23 protein-coding genes are annotated in these 23,320 nt (G+C 56.9%); 5 read left to right on the top strand and 18 right to left on the bottom strand.

Going from position 1 to position 23,320, the window contains the following annotated elements; translation table 11 throughout:
- Positions 1-624: 624 nt before the first annotated feature.
- The 3 genes from ACQY1P_RS23650 (at position 625) to ACQY1P_RS23640 (ending at position 2,891) form a co-directional block, all read left to right on the top strand.
- Entirely contained in the window at positions 625-1,326 is a 702-nt protein-coding gene (locus tag ACQY1P_RS23650; RefSeq protein WP_233741793.1) for a ParA family protein, read from the top strand.
- 4 nt (positions 1,327-1,330) lie between these two features.
- The gene (locus ACQY1P_RS23645) at positions 1,331-1,795 is read left to right on the top strand and encodes a hypothetical protein (RefSeq protein WP_430256802.1); all 465 of its coding nucleotides are present in this window, start codon (positions 1,331-1,333) and stop codon (positions 1,793-1,795) included.
- A gap of 613 nt (positions 1,796-2,408) precedes the next feature.
- Complete coding sequence (locus tag ACQY1P_RS23640) at positions 2,409-2,891, top strand: helix-turn-helix transcriptional regulator (RefSeq protein ID WP_430256801.1); 483 nt, start codon at positions 2,409-2,411, stop codon at positions 2,889-2,891.
- 127 nt (positions 2,892-3,018) lie between these two features.
- Here the strand turns inward: ACQY1P_RS23640 and repC (ACQY1P_RS23635) are convergent, their stop codons facing one another.
- The 9 genes from repC (ACQY1P_RS23635) to repC (ACQY1P_RS23595) form a co-directional block, all read right to left on the bottom strand.
- Positions 3,019-4,233 carry a plasmid replication protein RepC gene (gene repC / locus ACQY1P_RS23635; RefSeq protein ID WP_430256800.1) on the bottom strand — a complete coding sequence of 405 codons (1,215 nt, stop codon included), beginning with the start codon at positions 4,231-4,233 and terminating at the stop codon, positions 3,019-3,021.
- Positions 4,234-4,430: 197 nt separating this feature from the next.
- Positions 4,431-5,432: a plasmid partitioning protein RepB gene (gene repB / locus ACQY1P_RS23630; RefSeq protein WP_430256799.1), complete on the bottom strand. Its 1,002-nt coding sequence runs from the start codon at positions 5,430-5,432 to the stop codon at positions 4,431-4,433.
- Complete coding sequence (gene repA / locus ACQY1P_RS23625) at positions 5,429-6,646, bottom strand: plasmid partitioning protein RepA (protein WP_430256798.1); 1,218 nt, start codon at positions 6,644-6,646, stop codon at positions 5,429-5,431. Before repA ends, repB begins: the two co-directional genes overlap by 4 nt.
- Positions 6,647-6,926: 280 nt before the next feature.
- Complete coding sequence (locus ACQY1P_RS23620; RefSeq protein WP_430256796.1) at positions 6,927-7,805, bottom strand: ArdC family protein; 879 nt, start codon at positions 7,803-7,805, stop codon at positions 6,927-6,929.
- 228 nt (positions 7,806-8,033) lie between these two features.
- Positions 8,034-9,098: a Fic/DOC family protein gene (locus ACQY1P_RS23615; protein ID WP_430256795.1), complete on the bottom strand. Its 1,065-nt coding sequence runs from the start codon at positions 9,096-9,098 to the stop codon at positions 8,034-8,036.
- Positions 9,099-9,167: 69 nt separating this feature from the next.
- On the bottom strand, positions 9,168-9,374 hold the full coding sequence (locus tag ACQY1P_RS23610) for a hypothetical protein (RefSeq protein ID WP_430256793.1): 207 nt from the start codon (positions 9,372-9,374) through the stop codon (positions 9,168-9,170).
- A 119-nt stretch (positions 9,375-9,493) separates the two neighbouring features.
- Positions 9,494-9,829: a DUF736 family protein gene (locus ACQY1P_RS23605; protein WP_012653081.1), complete on the bottom strand. Its 336-nt coding sequence runs from the start codon at positions 9,827-9,829 to the stop codon at positions 9,494-9,496.
- Positions 9,830-10,252: 423 nt separating this feature from the next.
- Entirely contained in the window at positions 10,253-10,735 is a 483-nt protein-coding gene (locus ACQY1P_RS23600; protein WP_430256792.1) for a thermonuclease family protein, read from the bottom strand.
- Positions 10,732-12,012 (bottom strand): plasmid replication protein RepC, encoded by a 1,281-nt coding sequence (gene repC, locus ACQY1P_RS23595; protein ID WP_430256790.1) that lies wholly within the window; start codon positions 12,010-12,012, stop codon positions 10,732-10,734. Before repC (ACQY1P_RS23595) ends, ACQY1P_RS23600 begins: the two co-directional genes overlap by 4 nt.
- A 519-nt stretch (positions 12,013-12,531) precedes the next feature.
- Between repC (ACQY1P_RS23595) and ACQY1P_RS23590 the strand changes: the two genes are divergently transcribed.
- A complete protein-coding gene (locus ACQY1P_RS23590) occupies positions 12,532-12,918 on the top strand; it encodes a hypothetical protein (protein WP_430256788.1) in 387 nt (128 codons plus the stop codon).
- On the opposite strand, the gene ACQY1P_RS23585 is transcribed toward ACQY1P_RS23590, so the two are convergent.
- The 5 genes from ACQY1P_RS23585 to ACQY1P_RS23565 form a co-directional block, all read right to left on the bottom strand.
- On the bottom strand, positions 12,880-14,817 hold the full coding sequence (locus ACQY1P_RS23585; RefSeq protein ID WP_430256786.1) for a ParB/RepB/Spo0J family partition protein: 1,938 nt from the start codon (positions 14,815-14,817) through the stop codon (positions 12,880-12,882). The genes ACQY1P_RS23590 and ACQY1P_RS23585 overlap by 39 nt on opposite strands.
- Positions 14,818-15,485: 668 nt before the next feature.
- Positions 15,486-15,695 carry a hypothetical protein gene (locus ACQY1P_RS23580; protein ID WP_430256785.1) on the bottom strand — a complete coding sequence of 70 codons (210 nt, stop codon included), beginning with the start codon at positions 15,693-15,695 and terminating at the stop codon, positions 15,486-15,488.
- 450 nt (positions 15,696-16,145) lie between these two features.
- Positions 16,146-16,343: a hypothetical protein gene (locus ACQY1P_RS23575; RefSeq protein WP_045232508.1), complete on the bottom strand. Its 198-nt coding sequence runs from the start codon at positions 16,341-16,343 to the stop codon at positions 16,146-16,148.
- A gap of 482 nt (positions 16,344-16,825) precedes the next feature.
- Positions 16,826-17,827, bottom strand: coding sequence for an alpha/beta fold hydrolase (locus tag ACQY1P_RS23570; RefSeq protein ID WP_430256991.1), 1,002 nt, complete (start codon positions 17,825-17,827; stop codon positions 16,826-16,828).
- Positions 17,817-19,406, bottom strand: a complete 1,590-nt coding sequence (locus tag ACQY1P_RS23565) for an RcgA family putative transporter (RefSeq protein WP_430256989.1) — start codon at positions 19,404-19,406, stop codon at positions 17,817-17,819. The genes ACQY1P_RS23570 and ACQY1P_RS23565 overlap by 11 nt, the downstream gene beginning before the upstream one ends.
- A 123-nt stretch (positions 19,407-19,529) precedes the next feature.
- Here ACQY1P_RS23565 and ACQY1P_RS23560 point away from each other — a divergent pair, with 123 nt between their 5' ends.
- Positions 19,530-19,850, top strand: coding sequence for a hypothetical protein (locus ACQY1P_RS23560; protein WP_430256988.1), 321 nt, complete (start codon positions 19,530-19,532; stop codon positions 19,848-19,850).
- 24 nt (positions 19,851-19,874) lie between these two features.
- Here ACQY1P_RS23560 and ACQY1P_RS23555 read toward each other — a convergent pair whose 3' ends face one another.
- From ACQY1P_RS23555 to ACQY1P_RS23540, 4 genes are all read right to left on the bottom strand, one after another.
- On the bottom strand, positions 19,875-20,174 hold the full coding sequence (locus ACQY1P_RS23555; RefSeq protein ID WP_430256987.1) for a hypothetical protein: 300 nt from the start codon (positions 20,172-20,174) through the stop codon (positions 19,875-19,877).
- 27 nt (positions 20,175-20,201) lie between these two features.
- Positions 20,202-20,636, bottom strand: coding sequence for a type II toxin-antitoxin system VapC family toxin (locus tag ACQY1P_RS23550; RefSeq protein ID WP_430256986.1), 435 nt, complete (start codon positions 20,634-20,636; stop codon positions 20,202-20,204).
- Positions 20,636-20,875 (bottom strand): type II toxin-antitoxin system VapB family antitoxin, encoded by a 240-nt coding sequence (locus ACQY1P_RS23545; RefSeq protein ID WP_012653071.1) that lies wholly within the window; start codon positions 20,873-20,875, stop codon positions 20,636-20,638. Before ACQY1P_RS23545 ends, ACQY1P_RS23550 begins: the two co-directional genes overlap by 1 nt.
- A 1,635-nt stretch (positions 20,876-22,510) precedes the next feature.
- Positions 22,511-23,215 carry an SOS response-associated peptidase gene (locus ACQY1P_RS23540; protein WP_430256985.1) on the bottom strand — a complete coding sequence of 235 codons (705 nt, stop codon included), beginning with the start codon at positions 23,213-23,215 and terminating at the stop codon, positions 22,511-22,513.
- Between the last annotated feature and the right edge of the window lie 105 nt (positions 23,216-23,320).

Genomic DNA, 23,320 nt, shown 5'->3' with positions numbered 1-23,320 from the left:
TTTTTGCGTATCCTGCCACCTTCAAGTTTAAAAATTTATAACCCCCTCCTGACTACGTCCCACTGATACCGACGCTTGCGCATCGGCTTCAAAGCATTGAAACGCTCACCAGGGTTCACCGCCAAAACCGCTAAGAAGCCCTTGGTATGGCAGCCGTACTCACCCGCAAGGGAAGTCCGCTCTACGCCCTTGCGGCTTCCGTTCGCCTACCAAAGTCGGCCTTCACGCGGCTCCGGGGTTCACCACTCGAAGGTGTCACACGACAAAACCACACGATAAGTAGTGTGGTTTCTAAATGTGGATTGTCCGTTTTCTCCATCAACATGACCAGAAAGCACGTTCAAAACACTTCACACGACTACATCATGTGGTCGTGGCATTGCCCACATCGTAACAAGCGTATTGACTGAGCCTGTGAACAGACCATACGTTGGCATTGTGTGGGCGTGCCGCGACATGGTTTCAGGTCGCCACATCGTGTTTTGTATCGTTGTAAAGATCTTGACGACAACGAGGATGCTGAGTGCGGGCCTGCCGTTGGAACATCGGAACGATGACGCCACACGGATGCGCTTGACCCACCAAGAGGCCGGACAAAATTTTTGGGAGAGCAAAGGAGCAACTATGACAATTTGCATGTCCGCAGTAAGCGGGAAAGGTGGTGCAGGAAAAACGACTGCTGTCATTCTTCTAGCAGGAGAGTTTGCTCTCGAAGGCAAAAGCGTGCTGCTCATCGATGCGGATGGTCGGCAAAACCTCTCGACTTGGTTCCAACGCTCAATTGACAAAGACTGCCAGCCGGACGGCATAGCGCTTGTGACTGCAGCCCAAGGTGCTGGCATTAGGCAAGTCCTCGAACAGGACGCTGCAGATTATGACATTGTGATCATGGATTCTCCCGGCCAGGATACCGTTACAAGAGACACGATTATTGCAGGTTCCCAGCTGGTAGTAACGCCGATCCAACCAGCCCAGGACGAAATCGTGGCTGCTGGCCAAGCAGCGAGCGATGTTGCCGACATGAGTGATCAGTTAGGGCGGCAGATCCCACACCTCATATACCGGACGCGGATAAGCATGCCGAACCGCGCCCTTGAAGAGTATCGTTTAATTCGTCCGTTTGTCGCCAACCTTCAAGAGGGCGGCTATAATTCGCACCTGCTCGAAACCGAACTTGTTGAACGGAACCCGTATCGAGAGATCCGAACCGGCTATGGAACCCTCCAGATGCTTGAGCTAACCGATCCCGTGAAAAAGGCCCGTGCAGAAGCTCTAGCATTCAAGCACGAAGTTGAAAGCTACCTCCAGACGACCGCAAGGGGTTAATGCTATGGTTAAACGCGACACCAGCGTGACAGATTTTGCGGTTGCGCCTCGCAAACCGCGTCAGGAGCCACAAGTCGGCCAGTCTGTGTCCTCCAAGGCAGCTCCGGCCACTCCTGAAGTCGTGGTCCCCGACAAGGCAGCCAACATGCAGCCGACGGACATAGATGCGGGTGCGACCAATCCTCAAGCCGACGTCGGCCCGAACCAACAAAGCGGGAAGCTGATTTCGGCCGACGAGGATGTTCGGCGGGAGCGAACCACAACACGAGCTCTTCGCCAAGAAGCGTCGAGACTGCGCTTACAGGACCTGAAACAGACCAAGGCGAGAGAAAGCAAGCACTTCGTAAACTGCCCTCTCGACTTCGAGACCAAGCAACGGCTCGCTCGAGCCGCGGTTGAGAACGAAATTAAAATGACGGTCATCATCAAGACGGCCATAGACCAATACTTGCGGGACAACGGGTATTGATCCTAGACCCCAAATTCCTTCTTGGCGTTGCGTTAGGTGGAGTGCTCGGAGTTATCCTCGCGCCGCAGGCGGTATTGGTCGGTATAGACCTACCCGCGCTGAAACATTCCCTTCTGGCGCGAACAGTGAACAGGACGGATGTAACCGATAAGGGCGACTGGCCGACTGACCAAGCGGCCAAGGAGCAACTGTTTACCTTATCCAAATGGGATATAGAAAACTACGGCCCCCAGTCCTCAGTTCGCGTTAATCGCTGTATTGGTATAGCTCGAAACGCTCTCGCATGTGAGATGACTGCGAAACTGGGTTGGATCAAAGAAGATACCATGTTGGAAGGAGTCTTCGAGCGGAAAGATGACACTTTAGCTCTAGTTTCGATCAGAACCAAATAGGTGGATATTCTTAAACACGCGCTATATCGCTATGATCGACGCGATAAATACACCAACACTGAGTTCGCCAATTTGGCTAAGTTTACAACTTGCCGCCGATTGTACACCTTATCCCCAAATTGGTAGAAAGACCGTTTGGTGATTCATAGGAACAGACTGGTGCCAAGTTGGTTCAGCTTGGTACATAATACCGCTTGAAAAGCGGATTGAGGCTGAGGGTGATGTCGGAAAAGCGAGACCTAATCAAATACAAGAGTTCGAAGGGCCTCGTTGAGACCACTGATGACGAAGTAGACCGGCCGCTTTACCGCCGCCCAGGCTTCGAAGGTATCGTGAGTTTCAAGGAAATGGACGAGAAACTTGCCGCGTTTCTGCGCAAGGCTCGCGAAGACGAAAAGCTCACCAGAGAAGAATTTGCTTCGATGGTCGGGCTCTCGACAGCCGTGTACGGTCGCTATGAGCGCGCGTTTTCGAGGATGACAGTCACGCGGATGATCCATTTATGTGAACTTCTTGGCTTCCAGCCGATCGACATGCTTTTTGCAGCTGCACCTCATCTTTACGGACGTACGCCGGAAGAAGCGAAAGATCACCTTGAGCTCTCGCACCTTACACGGAGTCTACCGCACGAAGCCGTGAGAAATCTTATCGGAATTATCGCGCGCATGACACCTGAAGAGCGCCCGGAGAGAGACAAGAAGTAAGGCGGCTAGCGGGGTCTTCCTCGGTCGATAGCATCGGCCACCCAACGCCAGGCGCAGCCATACGTCTTGCAAGACAGCTTCCTCGCCGGCGTTGCGTGAGACGGAGACAGCGCCGAACATCACCATCTCATCCCGCCTGTCGATCATTCCCAGTATTGGCGCGCATCAAGGCCATCAGCATCGGACCTAGCGAAAACTCACCCTTCTCGGCCCGTTGCGTCAGATCACGCAGGTAACCGCCTGCAGAGTTGATCTGGCCCCCCCGCTCCAGAATGCAGGCCATGACAGCGGCCGCATTCTCGGGTCCGAGGGTTTCGCAGGCGGTCTGATAGGCGCTCGGGCTGACGCCGAGCATCGAACGAACGACAACAGCGGCTGACATCAGCTCTCGCCAAGTTGCGATCTGGCCGCCCGGCCCGTAATCGCTTATCTGCGGGCAAGCCCTCAACACCATACCAAGTGGGAACGCCTTTATCGGCTCCCTCTTCGGTCGACTGATTTCACTCGGCTTCGCGCCCTGCTCGTTTCCGGAGCTAGGTTCAAGTTCAATGATGGATTCGGGTTTTGAATTCTGTATGTGGCGCTCTGTCTGAGCACCATTGGTGCTTATATCTTCTGAATTGCTTATCAAATCCAGCCGGTTGATGACCTCGTCGTAAAGAAGCTGCATCTCGTCAAGGATTTTCGCTAGGTCGGAAGCTGACGGGGTGCGGGGAATCCGTCGGACGATGTCGACGTAGACAGCCTCTATCGCCTCCCAGTCGCCTTCAGCCCCCTCCTCAATCGCGGCGCTGATAACCTTTCGAACGTCCCGCCGGCACAGGGTAAGGCTCTCCTTGGCCTTGAGGAATTCGCGGCGATCGGTCGCCACCTGTTGAGCGGCCAACGCGAACTCCTCGGATCGAGCCAAAAGCGGAGAAAGATCAAATCCGAATGCGCGTTCGATCTCCCCTGCCCCATCTTTTCGAGCGTATCGTTTGCCATTGGGGCTATCCTTGCGGACAATCATCCCTGCATCGACAAGGATCGCTAGATGCCGCCGAAGGGTTGCTCCGGACATTCCATTGGCGCGTAGCATCAACTGCGCGTTGGAGGGAAATACCACCAGCTGCGCGTCCTGGCGCAATTCCTTTTCCGGATAGAACGTCAGCAACGCATCAAGGACCGCTATCGAATAAGGAGGCAGCTTAAAGAGCTCGCGCGCTTCTTTGACATCTCGAAAGATCATCCATTTATCAGCGCTCTTACCCGACTTGATCTCGGAGACAGCGATTTGCCGTTTCACCAGAGCAAGCGTCATCGGTCGCCGCCCAAAGGGCGTCGTTACACTTCCTGTTTGCATCTCTTCAGCCCTCACAAAGGCAAAAGAAATCCGCTCGCCAAAACAGCGCCAAAGACTCTTGACTGGGATTCGGGGAAATGCGATTCTCTAGTTGCGACACATATGAGAAGGGCTTCCACGACGGCGACGTTTGGGGGCCTTTTTCTTTTGCGGTTTTGCTCTCCTAGTTGCGATCGGATTGTCAGCTGACAATCGAACTAATGGTTTGTTTCAGAAGCGTTTTCTTTTTCGAACTGTTCAACGAGATCGCTCATACGAGCGTCTAGGAATTTCGAAAATTCTTCTGATGTAATTGTGATCTTGGCGCCTTTGGTGGTCCGCTCAATCGATGCAAGGACGATACCTTTGCGCGTGCGAATCTTGCCAGCGCTGTCCTTCTTCGGAACTTTTGCGCCCTGAGCCTGAGCCCACAGACGAGCGAACCGTTCATTTGTATCGATTGCCCTGAATTGACCCTCCGCAATAGATTCTGCTATCCGGGCCGCCGCCGCTTTGTCTTTCAACAAGTCGGCAAAGGCCAGCCAGCGTGGGCGACCGATCTTTGAAGCTGGCCCGACTGCCAAGACGATTTCCGTTGGAATGACGTCGGCCACTTGTAGGAGCCGCGAGATTTCAGGCTTATCAACAGACAAAGCCTGAGAGATCCGGTCACGATCAAAGCCGTGCGCATCAAGCCTTTTCGCAAACAGCGCACGCTCGATAAAACTGAGATCAACACGCGGTCCGTTTTCCTGGCCTTGAGCGACTATAAGTTCCTCGTCGGTAAGTTGGCGCACGATCGCTTTAACCGAGCGTTCCAGAACGATGGCCGCACGCAATCGGCGGTGTCCGTAGGCCGCTTGGTAATGGTTTTCCTTTGTCGGATGTGGCCGCACCAAGATTGGAACTTGCTGGCCGCTTTCGCGCATCGAGGAAATAAGTTCTGCGAGTGCTGCATCGTTGTCCGTCGGGATCCGATCCTGAATGAATGATGCGTCGATCTGGGTCGGGCTCAACTCGACGACCCTATCGCCCGCTGCAAGCGCAGAACGTAGCTCTTTGGCCGCAGCGGCTTCATCCCCGAGACGACCGAGGGATAAGTTCATGGCTCGCACCGCGCCAGCTGGCTTATGCTGTGGCTGAGATTGAGGGGCTGTCTTGGGTGGTCCTTCGCTACCCGCTGAACTGACCATATTCTTCAGAATGTCACGGCCCTTCATGCACGCCCCCATGAACTCTTGAGAAGTGCCTCAACTTCGAGGTTCACCCCATCCATTGATTCGACGGCACGATCATAAGTCTGCCGATTCATCGATTCGCGTGCTGCCTCGTAGATCGTTTGCTTTGACAGCCCGGCGTCAGAAATTGCCGTAGACTTCACCATCATCGAGGTCAGAACACGGTCTCCGAACAAGCTTCGTAGAAAAGCAACAATCTGCGCTTGTGGGCCGTCGTTTGGTTCGTACCGCGTGACCAGATAGCGCATCCAATCATACTCGAGATTGCCACCAGCGTCCTTGACCACCGAAAGGAGGTCTGACGTCATTGCCAAGAACTGGTTCATGGATGCCACGTCCAGCATCTGGGGATGGACAGTGATTAGCACTGCCGTCGCGGCGCATAGCGCCGAGAGCGTCAAGAAGCCCAAGGTTGGCGGGCAGTCGATCACGACGACGTCGTACCGATCAGAGAGTTCCGCCAGCGCGTTGCCAACGCGCATGAAAAACATGTCAGTTTCGGATCCGTTTCGCTCTGCGAGCGCTCGCGGCGTGTCGTGCTCGAATTCGTGGAGCTCAAGGTTACCCGGGATTATATCCAAACCGGGAAAATAGGTTTCGCGAACCACCTCCCCTACCGGGCGACGAAGATCATCGTATCGGATAGCCCCGAACAGTGTCTCATTTTCACCGACATCAAATTCCGGCTGATAGCCTAGCATTGCGGACATCGAAGCCTGCGGGTCGAGATCGACAGCGAGGACGCGATAGCCGCGCAGAGCCAGATACTGAGCGAGATGCGTGGAGGTCGTTGTCTTGCCCGATCCGCCTTTGAAATTGGTCACTGCGATAACCTGCAGATGTTCGCTTTCCCGGCGTCCGGACAGATAGGCTGGTTTTGTCTTACCCAGAATCTGGCGGATCGTGTTGATTTCGGACAAGGAGAAAGTCCGCCGGCCGCCCGACGTCTTCTCAGAGGTAACAGAATCTTCCTGAGCCGCCAGATGACGCACGTAGCTGTCCGTTACCCCGAGCAGTTTTGCGGCTTCCGTGCTACTAAAGCGGCGAAGTGCCTTTTGCGCATCAGGTGAAAACAGCCGAGCAGAAAGTTCTTGAAGATTGCTGCTGAGCTTCGCGGCATCATCGGCTATAGTCTTATCAATCGAGACGCGCTCGATTTTGTCGACTTTAGTGCTTTTTGCGCTCTTATTCGCCATTCACGGTAAACCTGACAATTCTCTTCGATTTGCGCAAGTGATCTCATAGACCGCATAACCGTCAAGCTGTTTTTGGTTAACGGAAATTAACCATTTGCGTCCTCGTATTTTCTTGGGACATTTCAGATAGTTACCTCAATTGTCAGCTGACAACGGATTGCCTGAAAATCGTCCTTAGCATCTGACGGTCTCCGAGTTGGAGAGAATTGGTATGAAACAGAGGCAACTTGCCTCCGTTTCGAACCTCGTCGCAACGACTGCCTTTGTGTTAGAGGGGACGCTAGGCGGCCTCGATATCTATTGCGCCTTGAAGGCCGTGAAGGTAATCAGCAACGGCCTGAGCCTTGGCCGCGGCTGTGACGATCGCCCGCTTATCCTGCTTCAAAACCGTCAGCCAGCTTTCCAGATAGGTCGCGGTGTTCTCGCGTGGATCGTGCTCAACGCCAAGGTCAGCGCATACGAAAGCCGCCGACAGTTCGGCAACGAGCTCTTCTACGGCATAGGTTTCGGTCCCAAACCGGCCGGAAAGATCGCGATCGAGACGGTGTTTCGAGTCGGTCCAGTGGCCGAGCTCGTGCAGAACGGTGCTGTAAAGATGGACTTCGCTTAGGAAGCGTTCACGCGCGGGCATCTCGATGTCGTCGGGACCTGGACGATAGCAGGCGTGCTTGCCGCCGTAGGTAATCTTCGCGCCGGTTCGACCGATAAAGTCTTCGACATGCCTGAGGAGCGGCATGGGGCCTTCCGGAATGTCTTCAACCGGGCTTTTGAACCGGTCGGGTAGGCCATCGATCTGCTCGACGTTGAAGACGGTGTAGCCCTTCAGGTACGGGATGCTCTTGTCGTCGGCTTCCTGCGCCTTCGGAGTGAAGGTCCCGTACTTGACGACCAGGGTTCCCTGTTCGCCCCTTCTGACCTGGCCCCCAAGATCCTGAGCCTGCCGGTAGGTCATCCAAGTGTTCTCGTCGTAGCCGGCGAGCTGGCTGGAAAGCCACAGCATGATGACGTTGATGCCGCGATAGGCTTCGCCGGTGGCGCGTTGCGGTACCGGCGAGCGGCGGACGGTCCCGCGCCAAGGGCGGATCCAGGGTTTCGTTCCTGCTTCAAGCTGCTCGATGATGGCATCCGTGATGCGTTGGTAGGTGTCCTTGCTCTGCATAGCCGTCTCCTTTTCGTTGGTTGACGGCAAAAAACGGAGATAGCCGAGACGAGCCCATGCACCCGGAGGGCCGCAACGGAGAGGAGGACCGCGAAGCGGTTGAATGGGGGAGGCGCTATCGTAGCTTGTCCGTCAATCACCCAACGAAACGGGAGACGGCAAACACAAGGGAGCAGGGGCCGCTAACGGCGCTGCGGATGCCGGTACTGCAACGGGTAGGAAGCCGGGCTAACGATCCCGGTCCTCCCGGTCGTTCTGCTGCTGACGGGTTGCCAGATGCTGCGCTTCGACGGCCTTGAGCTCTGCGTTGTGATTTGACGGCTGCGGCGCTTGTTCAGCCTTTTGCTCGACGCTCTGAGGCTGCGCTTGGGCCTCCTGCTCCGGCCGCCCCAAGGTTCTGAAGTCAGATCGGGCGGTGAACTTCACCTCTTCGTCGTCGGCCGGGATCCGCTCCGGAAGGTCGGCGCGATCGACAGCGATAATGCCGTTCTCGGTCACAAGGGTTGCAACGCGATTGTCATGACCGAACACCTGGCCCTCGATCTCTTCGCCCGGGCGGGCAGTCCGAACATAATGCTCGAATGGCTTCTCGCCGACCTGCTCCAGATCCGCAAAGGCACGACGCAGCGCCTCGCGGCGGTTGGGGTCTATCGCATCCTCGATGACGTGCTTCAGGGCAGGGCTGGCAGGGTCATTTGTCGTGGCAATGGACGCTTCAATCATACGGGTCTTGCTGATCACGCTCATATCGATGTCATGCCCGTAATGCCGGCCGAACTCTGTGATGAAGGTTTCCTGGGTTCTTCCGTTGCCTTCGCGAAATGGATGCACGAAGTTCAGTTCTGACAGCGTTTTTGCGGCCCGCTCAACGAATTCTTCCCTGCTGGCGGCTCGTAGGGCCTGCGGATCGCTGATCGGCTTCAGCGCCTCATTCAGACCCATATCTATACGCGCGCCATGTAGGAAAAACGTTCCGCCTTTTGAAAGGCCGCCAATCGGCTCGACACGAGCTCCGTCGACCACCGGGCTTTCGTTTCGGGTATGACCGGCCCACTCGTACACATCCTGGAATATGTGCCCGTGGATCGCCTTGAGATGAGCGGCATCAAAGTTCCCCTTGGGACCATCACCCTCAAGGATTTCCGAAATTCTGTCTTGCGTTGCACGGTACTCGACCGTGCGAAGCTCCGATTTGGATTCGATACCGAACTTATTACGAAGAACGTTCTGGCGATCCGGATCGTCTGACGTGTTGGGATAAGTGTAGGAACCCTTGGGGTGTTCTTCAGCCATGCGTAAACCAACAAAAAGCCGTCTGCGCGAGCAGACGGCCTTGAGCCTCTTGAGACTTGAATGAAATGATCAGCCCTTGGGCTGCGGCAAGATGCGGGCGCGATACTCTTCGCGGGTGAGATCGCCGGCGACGTAAGCAGCGGTTGCCGCTTCGAGTAGGCCGTCGTCGCCCTGATAGCCTTGGCGGATGTTCATGGCGCGAGCCTGATCGGTGCTCTTCTTTCGAGCCGCGACGGCTTCCGGGGAGCGGTCGGGACGGGTAGAATGAATGTTCATCGACAAATCTCCAATTACTGTTCAACCTAACACGAAAAGGGCCAAAAATCCAGCTATTTGGCGGTTTTCAGCCTTTTCGGGGTGAGATGCCCGGTCATGAACCGGGCTTCTCTGCGCAATCAATCGCGGGGTTCCCACTCGATGATTGCCTGAAGGGTCGGATCGTCCTGGCCGGGGAACCGGCCCAGATTGGCGTTAAAGCCCATGCGCTTGATCGAGATCGTGTAGTAGGGCTTGCCTTCGCCGTTCTCTTTTTTCCAGATGCCGCCCACGTCGAGGTTATGACCTGCGGGAGACGTTGCGTAGACGCGGTGCGTCGGGGCTCTTTCGTTGGTGGAAGAGAAAGGCGTTACCTTGATGGGGAGGTCTCGCTCGATGGTGGAGATGAGGCCGGTACCGTCTGCGGTTTCGATGTTGTCGCCGTTGAACTGGATGTAGTTGGTGATGCTTTTCATGGTGGTCACTCCTCTTTGGTGGTTGCGATGAGCGTTCACAAGGCACAGCGGAAAGCGGTGCGCACCGGAGGCCGAAGCGCAGCGGAGGAGGCTGGAAGGCTGCCAAATTTGCTTCGCGAGGAAGCCGAAGGCGGGGAAATTTGGAGGACAGCCAGCTTTGCGCAAACCGCGTCGCTGTGCGAACGGGCATCAAGAGCAACCGCCTTGGAGGCGTGTCTACTGAAAGCGTCTACCAAACATCACTGTACGACCAACAACAATAACCGCATATCCTGCGCCAATATTATTCAACTTTCGCAAGCATACAACCGTAAACAAACGGCTTTTTGCTCTACGAAATAGCCAATTTGGCGCTACCAAAAGAGGATTTCCACGGTTCCAGATCCAATTGTCAGCGGGTTACTGATGAGAATTGGAACGGCGTTAATTGCTCGGCGCGTCGATCTCGGCCGCCCACTGGCCCAAACGTCTGCCCCGGGCGCTGTCTTCGGCCTGGTGGTAAGCGTGAAGAGGCATTGAGTTCCCTCGCGGTAGATACTGCAACAGAAGTCGCGCCTGGCCGGCTTTCACCATTTCAAGGCCGATATCGGTTTGCTGGATGTAGCACTGTCCGACTAGGCGACGGTATTGGTCTTCGTCTATGATAGTGCATGTCACATGCTTCCCGTCGATAAGGCGAGAAAGATAGCTGCGAGCCTCGACACCACACGCCCATTCGGCTCCATTCTTCCAGCCTTTTTGCGAGCGCTCGCAGGCGTCAATCGCCACAATCCTGATCCGCTGCTGTCGAATGCTGAAGGTGTCGCCATCGATCACGCGGGCTTGCCCGGAATAGTCCGCCGCGCTGGCTGGTTGTGAAAACACAAGAGCGAACAAGAGAGCCGAAAAAACGGGTTTTTTTCTCAATTTAGAGCCTCCATGGAGTTGCGGGCGGCAAGCCCGAAGACGGAACGCGAAAGATGAAGCTCACCGGATGCCGCCCGGTCCGTCATGGCGCGCAAATACCCTCCGGGCGAGCTGACTTCTTGGCGGGAATATTTCTCGAACGTGACCGCGATGGCGATCGCGGCGGCCTGCTGGCCCATCTGATCGACGGCGCGAAGCCGCGCGTCCTCTGAGACACCCGCCAAGCGGCAAATCTGCGGGGCGATGCGGGCGAGATCAGTCCAGCTGCGTGGCGCGGTGGTGAAATAGTCTTTCAACGATGGCGCCGCCCTCCACACATCATCAAGAGCAACAATCCCTTGCTGCGGGCGAGATTGCCTATTGTCTGGGTCGGATCCTCTCGTCAGGCTTTCCTCAAAAGCCCTCTTGCTGGCGTAGCCAGCCTTAAGTGAATTGTGTTGTCCGGCTTTAGCCGGACGCCGTTCCTCTTTACTCAAGTCAAAGGGATGGGGGTTTGTAATCTGTTTGTGCATGTCGTTTTCGACATTCGTGCATGTCATATTATCATGATCAGACACGGTCTCAGGACGCCTTGATGCCTGAACGGAGCGTCCAACAAGCCACTCCAACAGGCGCGCTGCCCGTCTCGAAACAACCGCGGGCGCTCTGCTGGCGATACCAACGAAAGCAGCGATACGGTCGATACGAGATGCAAGGCTCGCGAGGGCGGTTTTCGTCATATCGGCGGCATTCATCAGCGCGTAACGGGCGCTCCTGAGTGCGTCCCTGAAGCGGCGCGCTGCGGCGTCATTGGTGCGTTTCTCCTCACGCTTCTGCCGCACAAGGGCGTCGAGCTCACGGTAGCGGGCAATCAGTACACGCAAATCGATGCCACAAGCGTCCGAAATTTCGCCTTCGCCGTCCCTAATCGGATAGCGCTTGAAATTCGCGCTATCCTGCATGGTAACGAGCCCGGCGTCGAACAACCTCGACAGGATACGGCTGACCCGCCCAGGTGAGCGGTTAATCTCGAACCCCAGCTGATTGTTGGACTTGAACACAATGGGTCGCCCGCCCTTGTCGAAGGCGTCGGCCCGGGCGGTGTTGATGATCACTGTCAGCAGATGGCTTTCGGTACTGGTAATTAGGCCAGTGCATGGAAGGCTCTGTGACAACACCGCCAACTGGCCGCGCGTCACCGTTCCGACTTCCGTTGACTGTGCCAGGCGCCGGAACTCGGCTCTCTCCTTTGTCATTCTGCGGCCAGTTAACCGCTTGTTCGTGAGGGTTTCCCTCATTTGTCCTGTCTCCTGTTCAAGGGACCAGACAAGGCTTCGCCGTTCACCGAGAAGGCGTTTTTCTTATTGACAGGGGAAGGGGGGTCTGCGAAAACAAATCTGCTTAATTATTTGGTTTTTTTGCAGACCGCTTCCGGGTTTTCTCGGGAGCGGTTTTCTCTTTTCTGGGCCTGCGTGTTCTCCAGACTTGGGTTAAAAGGGTACGAGCCGCAGCATCAGCTGATTCCGGCCGGACACAATACATAGCCCGATCACCCAACTTGGCGCAACGATTGAGGTTTCTCGCGATCGTAATTCGCACTCCAATGCGGTTTTTCCGCCTAGAACCCCTGCAAATCATGGGTTTAAGTTCGTATCGACGTGCGCAACCTCGTGCGGCGACGTTACCGAAATGGCTCAAACTCTCGGTTAACGACACCTTTAAAGGGCTTTTTGACCTCGGGTGGGACGGAGAGTTTGAGAGGAGGGGGCCTGGGCCTCCTCTCAACGGATGGGCGCGTTTCGCGACGATCCGACCCCATGAACCGGCTTTTCATCCCGTATTGCACTAAGTTTGCAAATGACAGAACGCCCGCCTCTGGTATCGGACCAAAGACGGGCGGCGCGGGTGACAACCGGGAATCAGGCGGGTTGAGCCTGTTCCTCGAAGAACGTGGGCGGAAGATTGAAAGCTTCCAGCGCCGTGTTAACGGCCGTTTGAACATCGCTCCAATCCACATGCTCGGGATCGGACAGATACGCCTGAATAAGTTGGCAGCAGCATTCGGCTGCTTTGGTGGGGTCGGGAACTTGATCGAATATGACTTGCCTCGCGTCGAAAGGGGAGCCGGTCACGCTGGAGGACGTGACCGGCTGACAGCAGCGCGGCTATTCCGCTGCCATCGGGAAAGTTTGCTCATCCTCTGAGCGGGCTTCCGTTTGTTCCTTCTCGCCCTTTGGATCAGGCGCGATCCGCACCAGCGAGGGCAGCCAGTTGGACCCCTTGACGGCGGTTTCGGCAAAAGCTGCCGCCTCGGCCTTTTTCATACCTGCAACACGCGAAGCGAAATCAGCGCCTTTCACTTCTGCTACCGCCGCTTGAATGCCTGCGCGGTTGAGGCTCGAAAAATAGCTTTCCGCTGTCGTCTCGAACCAGTCGGTCATATCAACCTTGAGGGTGCGCCCGATCTGGTCTGCGTGGGCGCACGCGTCCCTACGGAAGCTATGTTTCGTCTCGACCGCATTGAGGGTGTGCGCAGCGGCATAGGCCAGCAGTCCCAAAAGCTCCGACTGCGACTTATCAAGAAGATGGTCCCATAGGTCTTCCGGCTCGCCGGGGAGTTGATAACCGAAATTTTCGGCAATCCGATCCCATTCCTCGGTCGCCCGGCTCGCATCCGGTCTTTTCATCGAACCTTGCAGACGCTCATGCGTCACCGCGATCTGCAATGCGGTCATCCCTCGTGAACGGCCATAGGTGCCGGGATAAACAAGATCGAGCAGCATGGCGTGAACGACGCTGACCAGAGCGACATCGGGATTGTTGGCAAGTTCGACGCGGAGCGCGGCGGTCTTCTGCGCTGTCAGGTCTTCGACCAGCACAGCAGAGTGGACGATCTTCGGCGGGCCGACTTCCTCACCCTTCTCGGAAACCTCGGACCCCCTATCGTCATCCTCCGTTTCCGCTTGCTCGGTCTGTTCGTCGTCACCCGGCTTGCGGATGCCAACGGCAATATCCGCCCTTCCGTAGTAGTCCAAGGAAACGATCACCCCGCTTTTCGCCTTGTCCTCGTCGGAAAAGACTTCCTGCATCGAGTCCAGTTCATCTAGTCGTGCGTTAATGGCATCGATGCGCTCGGAATGGCTTTCCTCGCCCTCGTCACGGTCCATGAGCTCTACGAGTTCATCGTGCTCGGCGCACAGGCGCAAACGTTCCGATTGTTCATCAGGGGAAAGCTCGATCTGTTTCGGATAGACGCGAGGAACGCCGAAAATCCAGTCGGGTCGCTGCATGTGGGTTTCAACAAATCTCCAGCGCTGCGACAAAAACGGCTCGGCTACCGCTGCCAACTTCTCGTTGACCAGCATTTCAACCAATATTACGTCGAGCGCGAACCCGCCGCCCTGCGCGTCGAACAGGTCGCGGCGCACCACGCCTCCTGCCTGTTCGTAGACGTCGAGGCCGCCGATGAACTTGATACGCTTGTCGGTTCCGGCAATTTCGTCTGTCATCAGTGCCGACTTGATCCGCGACACATCGCGGCTCCATCGATCGAGAGACTCCCAGACCTGTTCCTGACGCTCATGATCATCGCAGACGGTGAAGGCGGTCAGCTGCTCAAACGTCATTTCGTCGTTGCGAAACAGGTCCAGCAAGACCGGCGAGACCTTCGCTAAGGCCAAACGGCGGCGAACGATGATGTCGGTGACACCGAACCGCGCAGCGATATCCGCGATGGCCTTGCCCTCGTTGACCATGGCCTGAAACGCCACATACTGGTCAGCAGGGTGCATTTCCTCACGCTGCACGTTCTCGGTCAGGCTAAGTTCTGTCGCCTCGTCGGCGGTCTTTACGATCGCGTTCACGGCATAATTGGCTACGATCTGGCCGCGCTCGACAAGGAGCAACAGGGCAGCGCGCCGACGACCGCCCGCCGTAACAAAGTAGCGGCCCTTGGGAGCCTTGCGCACGACGATGTTCTGAACAACACCATTGGCGAGAATGGAGGCTGCGAGGCTTTCGACGCCCTCGGCCTTGTAGGTTTTGCGGACATTTTTCGGGTCCGTATCAAGCTTGCTAAGCGGAATGCTGACGATCTCGGTCATAGGTCAATCTCCAAAGTTTTCCCGGTCCCTTGGGAGCAAGCCCCGCTAGTGGGCGAAGCCTCTGCCTACGTTCCGTAGGATGTGCCCCCACATCCGGCGGAACGAAGGGGGAGGGCGCAGCCCGCTCCCGTCAGGGGGTGGAGCGGGTCATGGGTCCGGAGGAGGGAAAAACGGAAGGTTCGCCGGCTCGGCGGTGAAAGCCGTCTTTCCAGACGAGGGACAGCGCTTGCGCGCTTGCCCATTGGCGCGATCCGCGACCTGTCGTAAGAGCGGATAGGTATAAAAAAATCGTGCGTCCGCTTCTCGGACGCTCATTCCAGAAGTGAACCGGCAAGCCGGTTCCCCGGATCGATCTGCCCGCTGCGCTCCGAGTGTTGGGCGCTCCGCTTCACGGGCAGATCTAGTTCAACGTGAATTAGCGCAATGAGAAAGTGCACCGTTTCGAGTGCCGCTCAGCGTGTCGATCGGCGCTTGCTCGTCGCGACGAGCCAAACGAACAATGAAGAGTATCGGAGCCTTCAGCATAGCGACGGCCGTTCTTCAGGCCGGGAAAGCGGGAATTCTCGACGCGCTTTTGCCGGGAAAAAGGAAGCCGCAGGAGGCTTAGCTTGCGCCGCGAAGCGGAAGCCGGGACCGACTTCCTCCGGAAAAAACGCACCGCCCGGCTCTCAACGGCCTGAAGCTGACGTTTCACTTTTCATGATGTAGTGCGCGATCTGAAAAACCTTCTCGATAGCCTCGGCCAGACCGAGAGAGGCTTGCTGTACATCTGGCGGTGTTGAAGGGTCCGCTGCCAACGCACGAAACCCCTGCCGTAGCTCTTCGCAGGGATCAGCGATGTCATGCACCTTCGCCAATAGTTGCTGTCTTGAAGTCATCGTTCATCCGTTTGGTCTTTTGCTTAGTGTGAGCATATTGTACGGGATATTAAGGGTCCCATGATGCAATACGGGGATGACCAAAGGCCCGCGCCCTTCAACGCAGCCGCCGTACTGAAGAGAATGCGCCGCTGCAAAGCGGGCGCGTGCGACGCCGCGACCCTAGCCAGCCGCAGTTGCTGTTCGATCCCATGCCCGTGCGGATCGCACCATGCCTTGCCAGTCTCGTCGCGCGCCCGCCAATCGGGCCGGAATGGTCATGGGATATCAAGTGGGACGGATACAGGATCGCGGTCCACCGCGAACCTGATCGGTTGCGCATTATTTCGCCGAGAGGCCATGACTGGACACACCGCTTTCCGGGTATCGAGGCGGCCGCGCTTGCTACCGGACCGGCGACGCTCATCGGGAGCACGATGGAAACCGCGCCCCGGAGGGCGCGGCTTTGCCTCATTGAGGCTTGTTGGCGTTTCCGGCCTTGCCATCGAGCTCGACCTGATAGGTGAACTCGACCTTGGCGAGGAGCGGAAGCATGATGGCGATGGAGAACTTAAGTTGGCCCTTATGGGCCAACTTCGCGATTTGCCGGTTGATGAACTGGCGAAGGCGACGGCCGGTTTTCTGGCAGAAGGTTACGAGCGTTTTCATGAGGTGATCCTCCTTGGTGGTTGTGCGTAATCGCGAAGCTCGAATACGGCTGGAGCCGCCGAGTGCATCGCGCAGCGATCGCAACGGAGCGAAGCGGAGAGGAGAACCCCTTGGGGTTGCACGCAAAGGCGGGGCCTGCCGTATCGTGCGCAGCATTAGATTACGTACAGCCACCAAGGAGAGACCGGTAAACGCGGCCTTCGTAGCCCCGGCCGTCGCCTTTGCCTTCAACCGGCAAATCGCGATCCGACCGCAAGGGCGGATCTCCATCGCCATCATGCTGCAGCGTGGTGGACACACATCAGGACGTCTCCGGCCGGAAACGCCAACAAGCCTCAATGAGCCGACCCGCTTGCGGGGCGTCCATCGTGCGGGGGAAGGGGAGTTTGAGGGGAGGGGCCGAAGGGGGCTCCCCTCATTGCACTCGCTGGCCGCTCAACGCGGTCAGCAAGTGCGCGCTTGACGCATAACGGTGGAACTGATCAGCGCGACAGGAACCTGCTCAAGCTCAGGCCAGCCAGCAGGATGTAGGGCGGAATACCAAGTGAATAATGCCCGCAGTTCAGTTCCAGGATGTGGGGCGAAGCGCCGACACTCTCGAGCCTCTGCATAAATCGGGCCGAGAGATCGGGCAAAACGACTGTGTCTCGTTTCGCGAGGACGATGTGAAGCCTCAAGTCCGGTCGCGCTAGGTTTTGCGCGTAGTTCTCCAGATTGAGCGGTCCCCACGCTTTTCTGAGATCGTTCAGCTCGATATGGGGCGCAAGGCTCTTGTGAATGGATCGTGTCGCGCGCCCTGTCCAAACCATATCCGCGAGGCTACCGGCTGTCAGAAACAGCGAGGCTTTCGACACGGCGGGCTCGTGCGCCGTGATCAATCCTGCGACCCAAGAGCCCAGGCTCATGCCGAGAACCGAAATCTCGCGATAGCCTTCCCTTTTCAGCCAGCCAATGACTTTCCTTCCGTCGAAAACGGCTTGCCTCATGGACTGAAGCGTTCGCCCGAGATTGGCGCTGAGGATGTAGTCGGCATGCAGCGAGCCGGGACGGCTGCGCTCGAAATGATAGGGCATCGCGATCTCGATCACGGTGATGCCCCGCTTTGAAAAAAGCGTCGCGATCTGGGCATTGCGGGCGTCGGCATTCCAGTGGTGGAAAATCACCAATGCCTTTTTGCTGGACGCGCTTTCCGTGATTTTTGTCCAGACGGTATTGTTCTCGTCAACGTCCGTCGCGATGTCGGACGGGAACTTGAGCCATCCGTCTGTTCGGTCAAAGCCGTCAACGCTCCCGCTCGGTCGCTCAAAGAAACTTGGATCGGAAGCGGCGCTGTCTGCAAGCAAACAAAATTCTTCCAGAGACGCGGTATTCTTCGCGCCGGGAAAGGCGCGATGGGCGTCGATCACGAAAGGCGTTGTCTTCTTGGCCTCGTCACCGCTCTGCGCGCGCCGCTCATCCCAACCATCGAGCCAGCTATGAAACACGTTGATCGCTTTCTATTTCGTCTGCGCGCGACCGCCCGAACTCCGGATCGAAGAGAGCGTATGTCGCAAGCAGGGTTGCGATACCAAGGAGGATCGAGAAGCCGTCAAAGGCATCGATCAGCATATAGGTTGCAAAGAGCAACGCGACGACGGCCGACATTCGCCAAAGCGGCATGTGGAAGCGCCTTGCAAACCGAACGGATCCGAACAGGAAGCCCACACAGGAGGAAATTGCCACCAGCAGACTGCTAAATTGCGTTGGCATTCTATAGTGGAAGCCATTGCGGCCATTGGCATACCCGTCAATGACAACAGAGCTATCGTTTACGAGCCACGTCACGATGTCCTTGCCGTTCGAGGCGAGGTAGGCGCTTTGCAGCTTCATGCAGATGGCGACCAGAATACCAACCGTGGTGCACCGGAATATTCCCTCCATCACCCTCAGGGCGATTGCGCCGGCATCCCGCTGAAACTCATCAGGCCGAAGCTGTGTGGCGCCTTCAATCGTCCAGAGGTCATGCAGGATCGTATGGAGCAGGATCAGCCCAGCGAACAGCAGATAGAAGCAGAGGCACATGTAGAGATAGGCGAGCCCTGTGAAGACGATCGACATTGGCACCGAGACTACCTCGGGGCGAATGAGCGCCAACGTGCCCCAACTTATCGCGTAATCGCCGCCGCCCTTCAGCAGCGGTATCAGATCCACTGCGATCCATTGGAAGATACCGGCGAAGGGAATGCAGATAACGAAAACGGCCCAATAGGAGTAGGAATAGGCCTTGAGGTGATGTTCCCAATCGCGGTTGCTCCTGATCCTGTCACCATGGCCCGCCAGAACCATCCGGCCATTGTTTTTCCAGTAAACCAGAAGCTCCGTGACCAGCACGAAAAATACGGGCAGTAGGACCATGAACAGAAAGGTCCAGTTGGGTGCCCAAAGGAACCCAACCTGCTTAACAATGCCATCGGCCCGGGTGTAGATCGCGCTGTGTATACCGAGGATATAGGCCAGGAACCCGAGAGCCGACGCGCCGGCGAAGACCGAAGCGGGCAGATTCAGGGGCGAGCCGCGCGTGAAGACCGCTTCCGACATTCGGCCGAGACTGAAGCGCGGCTTTTGGGTCTGCGCATCGCCTTGCGCCGCATAGACGATTTCGACGGCCTCGAGCTCGGCTAGAGGAACATCAGGAATGCGATTGAGACGGCTGTCCGCTTTTTTGGAATCCCGCCTCTTGGCGACCAATCGGGATTGAGCCGCGCTGAGCTCCATCTGCCATTCGCTCGTCGCTTGCTTATCAGCGCATCCGAAAACCCTCGCAAGCCAGCGAATGTTGGCGGCGCTCACGCCCTTGTCGTTCTCCTGAAACCAGAGCTGTACCGTTCGCAAATCGACGCCGACATGATTAGAATCTATCTGCGAAATCGCTTCGGCCAGAAGCTCCGGCGTCCACGGACCCGATGGAAAGCCGTCGCTGTCCAGCGGACGTCCAGCCCCCGCAGCGGCAAGGTCCTTGAACAGTTCCTTGAAATCACGCCCATCCTTGGGAGGCGCGATGAAAAACTTTCCGTTCTTCTCCAAAGGCTTACCGGCGTTGATTTCGTTTCGTTTCGTGGAACTTCGTAGTGTATCGTGCCTTCATCCGCAAGCAGTGGTCTACGCTTGGACGCTCATAGATCAGTGAGTTGTTCAGCCATGATAGATATGTCGTCATCCGATCCACGCTCATTCCGCCATCGCACGCACAAGGCCCTTGCGTGCAAGGAGACCCTTGAGACATGCCTTGAGGAGTTGATTGATCAGCACATCGCCACACTCCACGCGATGGCAGACGCCGCTCAGTCTGACGACGCTCTGATGAGGCAGGAAGCGGAAAGCCGAAAAGCAATCCTCCATTACAGGCCGCAGGGTGAGAGCGAGGTGAATGAGAAGCTGACCTATATCGCAGCTTACATTCTGAAAACCGGCAATGTTTTGACGCCCAAGGAAATGGATTTGCTCCTCGGAGCTCCACGCCGGATGTGAAAATCCCGCTCGTCGTGGCTGACCTTAATCGATCACGTCCAATACTTCGTGGTCGATGACAGCGGCCTCAAAGCCCGAGTTGAAAAGAAGCAGCAGATTTTCCCTGTTCATGGGGGCGAGGACAAGCTTCTCGATCTGGACAGGTGTCCACTCAGTTTCGCCCTGACGCACGATGTCTTCTCGTAGCTGTAGCGCGTCCTCCTTCGCAGCTTCATATGTGTCGAAGATATCAAAGCCTGCGTCGTCATCTTTCCAGCGTCGTTCGCCTTCGGCCCATCGGCATGGAGAACATGTGTAGAAAATTTGCGATACATCTTCAGACATGACCACCTCGCGCGTTTCTATTGACGGTCACCAACCTAGATCGGTTTCGGCAAAGTCGTTTCCCTTGTAGGCAATTTTAGTGCGGTAGGCTCTGGCGCAGGCATACGTGAAGCAATCGCCCATGTTAAGCTTCGCCGGGTGATTGACGATCTTCCCGAACTGCTGCGCGGCGTCCAGCGCCTTCGTGCCCACATCGCCGGAAATCATCGCCTCCTTGGCTTCAAGGTCGGCAAAAAATTGATCGACCATTCTTCGCGCTGTCGCGAGCATGTCAGGGGTCGCAGGCCGGTCGCGGCCGGTCGCTTCGGCCATGCGCCGCGTCAGCGAAAGCGAGGCTTCCATGCGAACCACGGCCGACACGTAAAACGGGCCGTCATGCTGCTCAAGCCGCTGCATCAGCTCGCTGGCATCGTCTTCGCCGGCAAGGATCGCAACGGCCACGGAAGCGTCAACGAATAGCATCAGTCTTCGCCCCACATTTCATCGGTTTCGCGTTTGTGATCCCCCGGCGCAAAGGGACCAGCGTCCCGCGCCATTGCGAGGGATTTGGCCAGGCGCTCGCGCATGGGCAAGCTGCCCTTGCGGCTGGCGATCTCGCGCCTAAGCGCTGTCTTCACGGCATCAACCTTGGATGTCTTGGTCAAGCGGATCAGCTCTTCGGTGAGCGTATCGACTTCCGGATCTTTGATGTAGAGCGGCATGATACATATCCTTTCGAGGATATTACAATATCCCGAATTACATATGCTCGCAACGGTTTCGAGATCTTTCCTGGGAAATCCTCGCGTTGCTCGTTACGTGGCCTTGCAGCGTCTCAGCGGCGCAACTTTGAGAACGTCTTGAACTACATCGTAATTAAGCACGGACTCCCGCACAAGCGGGGACGTGAGAGCGTCTGAAAGGTCCATGACATGATGTCACTCCCCGGCCGTCATTGGCATATCCGCTGGTACGGCGAGCGTCGTTCCTTTAGGCCGCCTGAAGCAGCCGCAAAGAACGCTGTAAAAGCTCGAGGTTTCCTTTCGGCTTCCATCGCAATTCTGGTCGTCATGCCGGCAGTCAGTCTTACTCTCTTCTACGCGGCACAGACCTGAAACCACAGGGCGGGAGGGGAGCCCGACGGAAGGGGCAAGAGCCTTCCTCGTTCGGGACCTAAGCCGCTCGATGCGGCAAGGGCCCTACCTGAACGGCCCCAAGTCGCTCGGCTACGGCGTCCAGTCTTTCTTGGCCAGGGCCCTGATCTCATGTGTCAGGCCCTGGACGTCATAGCCCTCCGCGCGAGCCGCAATGATGATTAAGTCAAGGCTCGTATACTTTTCAAGTAAGGCGCCAAGCCATAGCGACTGAGATCTTCATCACAACCCCCTTTTGGTTTCCCCAACCACACAGGCGAAAACGTCCGTTGATCCGTACCGGGCGTCATTGTGCAATCCTCCGTTGCTGACGTTCACCACGGAGGCTTGCCAGACGCCATTGTGCGTCAAAGGCAGCTACCTCGACATCTAACGCCTCACCTGACAGGGATTGCATAAGCGCGATCAGCCAGCGCGGTCTTCCGGCTCGTGGAACCGGAATCGCTCTAATGGCGTCGGGGACAGGGGCAAGGGCGTAACTGATGCTGCCGGCTGCCCAAAATCGGTCGCCTAAGATTGCCGCCTCCAGCGACGAACAATTGGACCCATCGCGCCCGACTTCAGCTCCCAGCTGGACGACCACTCCAAAGCCTCCAAAGCGACAAAATATGCGTTCGGAGGTAAAGTCAGGAGCGCCAAATACATCTTCGTACGGCATTGACACGAGATCGTGACGTTGACCTGCCTGCCGCCGACGTTCTATTCAGCCCTCGGAGTAGCACATGCCCGAATTGATACCAGACGAGATCGAAACGCTACGGATGCTTGCTGGTCAGCTTCCGCGTCGACTTGGGTCCAAGCATATGCTCTGCATAGAGGAACTTGCGTCTCTCGGCCTGTGCGCGTCGATTGAGCCTTACCGCCCGACGGATAACGGTATTTCTTGTCTTGAGGTGAACACCGGAACGATCGACCTTCGATCGCGCAGGGTCGCCTAACCGAGCGAAGGCTTAGCCAAGACTCGCTGCGGATGGACCACGCTTCAACCTTGCAGCGAACCTCAGTTTTCGCCACAGACTAGATGTTATTGCCTTGGTCGGTTTCCGGGTATTAAACCAGTCTACTGCCTACGGTAGGACGGGGGTAGTCTCGGAGAGACGATCGCGCGGCCGCGAAGGTCGGCTCCGCCGTCGCCACTCTTTCAACAGCGGCCAGATCGCCTCATCGTCCGTCGCACCCGTTTTTCCTCGTCGACGCGAGAGTTCAGCCGAACAAGTCTTTCGTCTGTGTCGGAACTCCGCCAAGGCCGCCGACTGCCGCGTAGCGAGGCAACACCATCATTCGATCAGCGGGCAGGGGGCGTTGAAGTGCCTTCGCCTCACTCCACGGGGAGGTCATCCAAATCTCGCACTCCTCCTTCGTCGTCAGGAGAACGGGCATGGCCTTCGGATGGATTGGCTTTACGATCTCGTTGGGGTCGGTCGTCAGGAACGCGTAGAGATCGTGCTCTCCCTCACGGGGTGCCCTGATCGGCCCACGTGCGCCTATCCATTTGGTATGAATACCGGCAAGCATGAACAGCGGCTGATCCTCGCCGACGACGAACCATCGAAGTGGCTTCTTTCCATTGGCAGGATCGGCGGTCTGCTCATACTCGCTGAATGCCGTCGCAGGTACGAGGCAGCGGTTCTCGACGCGGAGCCACTGCTGCCAATGGGGAATGAACGTCTTGCGTACGTTGGTCACGCCCCTGTCGGGCTTGCCGTCGAGATGCACTTCAGGCGTCGGCATGCCCCATGTCGACATCGTCAGTTCACGCTCGCCACCAGTGTCCACGCGGATGATCGGTCCCTCGCGATCCGGGTGGACGTTGATTGACGGTGGCAGGTTTCCTTCCCGAAACCGCGCGATGCTGATGAAGTCCCTGATGGCCTGCTGGTTGGTAGTGACATTGTAGAGGTTGCACATGCGCGTCTCTCCGTGTCGTCGGGTAGATAAGCGACAAAGCTAGAGTATCAACTGCACAAGACGTGCTGTCGGACGCTGCGGAGTGAGGGGCATGTCAAGACCCCG

It is taken from the genome of Neorhizobium sp. DAR64872/K0K18 (assembly GCF_050500175.1).
Classification (GTDB): Bacteria; Pseudomonadota; Alphaproteobacteria; order Rhizobiales; family Rhizobiaceae; genus Neorhizobium; species Neorhizobium soli.
Note: the sequence above shows the minus strand (reverse complement) of the source record. Positions and strands in the feature narration are given on the sequence as shown.